Source organism: Hydrocoleum sp. CS-953 (genome assembly GCF_002260545.1).
Lineage (GTDB): Bacteria > Cyanobacteriota > Cyanobacteriia > Cyanobacteriales > Microcoleaceae > Trichodesmium.
Genome location: NZ_LGSU01000755.1, coordinates 1 through 4,523 on the forward strand (window position 1 = coordinate 1; position 4,523 = coordinate 4,523).

At 36.0% G+C, this 4,523-nt stretch carries 3 protein-coding genes and 2 pseudogenes; 2 read left to right on the top strand and 3 right to left on the bottom strand.

Annotation, left to right across the window (positions count from 1 at the left end; all coding sequences use genetic code 11):
* Window positions 1-88 precede the first annotated feature (88 nt).
* The gene (locus AFK68_RS09120) at window positions 89-556 is read right to left on the bottom strand and encodes a hydrogenase maturation protease (protein ID WP_094672451.1); all 468 of its coding nucleotides are present in this window, start codon (window positions 554-556) and stop codon (window positions 89-91) included.
* Between the two features lie 391 nt (window positions 557-947).
* On the opposite strand from AFK68_RS09120, the gene AFK68_RS09125 reads away from it, so the two are divergent.
* Window positions 948-1,484 (top strand): GNAT family N-acetyltransferase, encoded by a 537-nt coding sequence (locus AFK68_RS09125; protein ID WP_210407319.1) that lies wholly within the window; start codon window positions 948-950, stop codon window positions 1,482-1,484.
* Between the two features lie 668 nt (window positions 1,485-2,152).
* Here the strand turns inward: AFK68_RS09125 and AFK68_RS09130 are convergent.
* Window positions 2,153-3,396 (bottom strand): annotated as a pseudogene (locus AFK68_RS09130) (MFS transporter); the annotation flags it as partial.
* A 473-nt stretch (window positions 3,397-3,869) separates the two neighbouring features.
* Window positions 3,870-4,415, bottom strand: coding sequence for an aspartyl/asparaginyl beta-hydroxylase domain-containing protein (locus AFK68_RS09140; RefSeq protein ID WP_371357298.1), 546 nt, complete (start codon window positions 4,413-4,415; stop codon window positions 3,870-3,872).
* Between the two features lie 13 nt (window positions 4,416-4,428).
* Here AFK68_RS09140 and AFK68_RS41345 point away from each other — a divergent pair.
* Window positions 4,429-4,523: pseudogene (locus AFK68_RS41345) on the top strand (tRNA (uridine(34)/cytosine(34)/5-carboxymethylaminomethyluridine(34)-2'-O)-methyltransferase TrmL); the annotation flags it as partial.

A 4,523-nucleotide genomic window follows, 5' to 3' on the forward strand; every position in this document is an offset into this window, starting at 1 on the left:
AATAAATCTTTTCCTTATTCGTCAATCCTCTCCCTAAAAGGGAGAGGTAATTATCAATTATCAATTATCAATTATCAATTAATGAACCCTACTTTTTCCGCTCAAAACTGTTGATAATTTCTTGCAAAACCTTTTCAGCAGAACGCTGAACTATAGGGGAAAGTTCTAGACCAAAATCTAAATTTTCAGCTTCTATTAAATAGACAATTACATCTTTAGGAAAATCCTCCTGAAAGATTTTTCTACCTACCGCCAGAGCATTATCCCAACGAAAATCATGCAAACTATAACTAGGTTCTGGCAATGCTTCCAACTCAGAACTAGGAACCTTAAATATTGCACCAGGTTCCGAACCTGTCGCACTAGCATCTACAATAATTAATTGCTGAGTACCTCGCGCTTGAAACATTACTTCCATTCCCGCAGTACCGCAGTCATAAACCCGGACATTAGGAACAGGATGTGCAGCCAAATATTGTTGCAGGCGTTGAGCAATAATTACTCCCACCCCATCATCACTACGGTTAAGATTACCGCAACCGATAATTGTCAACATTATTTATTTGTTAAATGGGGTTTAGATGTGCTGAAAAGTAGATTTTATCCAGTTTATTAACTTCACGTCCTCAACAATAACCCGTTTTTTCAACTATTTTTGTAACGTGGTAACATATATTTGAAGTCAGAAGTCAGAAGTCAGAAGTCAAAAGTGAATAATAAAATATTTAGATTCTTATATAGAATCCGCTTGAACAGTCGTCCGCAGCGACGATAGGAAGCAATCTCGGCGCACCTCTGAGATTGCTATCCGTTCCGGAATGCTCCGGAAACCTTCCACGGAGTGACCGTCGCTGCGGACTGAGCTATAGTAATTATCCAGATTCTATATTAGCGATCGCTCTGCGTGCTATTTTGGAAAAAAACACTACCATTGAATTATTAAAAAGATGATGATTATAAGAAAAGCTTTAGATTCAGATTTAGATAATATACTCTCTGTCGAACGTGCTGCATTTGGTTCAGAGGAGGGACCTGAAATTGTGCAAAAGTTGCTTGGAGACGATAGCGCTCAACCAATTGTTTCTCTAGTTGCTTTCCAAGAAGATAGAGCAGTCGGACATATTTTTTTCAGTAGAGCTACTCTGGAACCAAATGTTCCCTTATCACTTTCAATTCTCGGTCCCCTTGCCGTTATTCCTGATGCTCAAAAACAGGGTATTGGAGGTAAACTCATTCAAAACGGATTAGATATTTTATCCAAATCTGGAGTAGACCTCGTTTTTGTTCTTGGTCATCCTACATACTATCCGCGTTTTGGTTTTAAACCAGCAGGCAATCTTAGGTTTGAGCCTTCCTATCCCATACCCGAACAAAACGCAGATGCTTGGATGGTTCAAGAATTGCGTCCGGGAATAATTGGAAATTTTAGAGGAAAAGTTATCTGTGCAGATAGTTTGAATGAGCCAAAATATTGGCGCGAATAATGAAGTTATAGGAAACCCGATTACAATAGACCCGTTTTGAGCAAATCGCAAAACCCTGTAGAGACCTTGCATGCAAGGTCTCTACAAATTAGAAAAGTCAAAAGTTATTTTTGTCAATGGTATTACATAAAATCTGGTTATATAGTAATCGTAAAATTACTTCCTCTTAATACAGGTTTTCTATTGAATACTAAATTGAAAAATTCATACTATTCAAATTCTTTCTTTGTCCTGACTCCTGACTCCTGACTCCTGACTCCTAAGCAATACGATAACTATAGGAATTACGCAGACAAACCCAGAAACCGGGTTTTTTCCTAAATATCTATTATAAAACAACGTATTTATCTAAGAAACCCGGTTTCTTTGCGTAAGTGCTAAACTAATTACCCGGATAATATATTAAAGTTCTCAGTCTAGTAGCTGAGACTTGCGCGGTTGACGTGCAAAAAAGGTTAAGATAAAAATCAAAATTGCTAATATCAAACAACCATAAAGACCAACTTGATAAGAACCTAATTTATCTTTAAATATAGCCAAAAAAGAAGGTCCTATCGCACTTGCTATAACTAGAATCATCATTTGAAAACCAGAAATAGAACCCAAATAAGTTCTCCCAAAAAAACGCGGTAAACTTACTGCTGATAAAGTACCAAAACATCCCCCANAATTTATCTTTAAATATAGCCAAAAAAGAAGGTCCTATCGCACTTGCTATAACTAGAATCATCATTTGAAAACCAGAAATAGAACCCAAATAAGTTCTCCCAAAAAAACGCGGTAAACTTACTGCTGATAAAGTACCAAAACATCCCCCACTAATACCAAATCCCACAATAGTTAAAACCCTAAATAAAGGCTCACCAAAATTAGTAATAGAAGCAACACCTATTATCTGACCTAGCATCATTACCATGAATAAATGACGAACTCGATCTGCTGCTATTCCCATCAAATAACCAACAACAGTAGATACAACTGCCTTCGGTAAGAATATACTTACTACCTGCATTTGAGATAATTCTGATTCTGCGCCAATATCAACAATATGGAAAGTAATACCTGTAAGTATCAACGCTTGTGAGGATAAAGCTAATGTCACCACCCAAAACATAATTGTGCGTAGTGCTTCAGCGCGGGTAAAATCTTCCAAGTTGTTATCAGATGAATGTTTTGTCTCAAGGGAGTTTTGAGTATGTTTTTTTCCATCCATTAATAAACTACATTCCTCTGGGTTATCACGATAAAAAAACCATCCTATTAACCCCATCCCAACACCAACAACTGCTCCCATTACTAACCAAGTATTTCGCCAACCTAAGATATTAATCAACGAACTCATAGTTAAGGGTGCAATGGAAAAACCAAAACTTACGAATACACCTGTTATCCCAGAGACAAAACCCCGGCGACGATCAAACCATTTACCTAGAGTTGTGCGACTGGTCATAGTTAACATACCTTGACCAGAAAAACGCAGACAGACAAAACCTAATACTAATATTACTAAGGCAATAGTTGAATAGGGAATTATGGGAAATGTGTTATTAATAATTGTAGCTAGGCGATCGCTAAAACTGAGGTAACACAAAGTTAAAGCTAAACCTATTGATGCACAAACAACTGTTACTCTTGCCCCAAAACGGTCTAGCAGCACTCCCCCATAAGGCAATATTAAACCACTGGTTAAAGTGCCAATAAAATAGGCATTGCTTAATTGTAAGCGTGACAAACCAGTGGCAGCTAGTAAATGGTCTGCGAAAGCACTCACCCCAATAGTTTGACCGGGGGTACTCATTATTATCCCCATGGTACAAACAATTAATATTATCCAACCATAGAAAAATGGGAAATTTTTAGGGGCGAAAGGATAATTAGGCTCTAACAGATTTTTGGGAGTAATTTTCAACATAATTATGATTTTTACCGAAAAATTGTGGTCTAAAGTCTCCCCTTTTAAGGGGATAAAAAAAATATTTCCGATCTCAATGCCGATGCTTTCCTACGGAATGCTGCGCAAACAGCTAGACGTACTAATAATTGAAATGACCAAGCAAAGATTCATCCTTTAATCTGACAACACCTAATTATTAATTATTGATGTTGGTAAATTAGGGTATAATTTGTATTTTTTGGTAATTCCTAAACTATTGAATAACAAATATTTGAAATTGTTCAATTTTTATTTTTATACCTTTATTCACCAACGCCTAATTATTAATTATTAATTATTAATTATTACTTATCTAACGCCTTATCCCACTCTAACTGATGAGCTAGACCATATTTAATAAAATCTTCTGTTTTAACTCGATCGCTTTTACCAAAAACTCCTAAACTATAAGGATTATCTTCCATACGTTGTCTAACTTGTTCTTGNAATTATTACTTATCTAACGCCTTATCCCACTCTAACTGATGAGCTAGACCATATTTAATAAAATCTTCTGTTTTAACTCGATCGCTTTTACCAAAAACTCCTAAACTATAAGGATTATCTTCCATACGTTGTCTAACTTGTTCTTGTTCAAATTTGGCTACTTCTTCTCTAGGGCGATCAGGTTTAAAAAAGTCTACAACTAAAACTACTCTGTCATAATCAGTATAATTATGGGGGCAGTGTGGATAACTGTGGTCTAAAATCATAAACTTGCCTTCTTCCCAGTAAAGTTTATCGTGACATATTTTCATTGCCACATCTCCTTCCGGTACTATTAATCCTAAATAACCACGATTCGTATGATGGTTATAGTTAACATGGAGCTTAATATCTAAACCAGGATGGAATATACCAAAATAGACATTTCTGAGAATATTATCATTGCTTAAATTAATTTTTTTTATCGCTTCAGCCAAACTCGGAAAATATTTCTCTCTTAATATCAGAACTTTTTCTAATACATCGTTTAATTCATAATCAGGATACTGTATTTGTTTTCGGAAGACTTTTTACATACCCATGACACAACCAAAGGTTCGTAGTTTAAATCTTTCTGTTAGTGCTGCCTTGGGTTTGTTTGAAGCTAGGCGTCAATTGGG

Bases quoted from the DNA above. Each gene is read 5' to 3' on its own strand.
- AFK68_RS09125 (WP_210407319.1), top strand. From the start codon at position 948: ATGATGATTATAAGAAAAGCTTTAGATTCAGATTTAGATAATATACTC.
- AFK68_RS09120 (WP_094672451.1), bottom strand. From the start codon at position 556: ATGTTGACAATTATCGGTTGCGGTAATCTTAACCGTAGTGATGATGGG.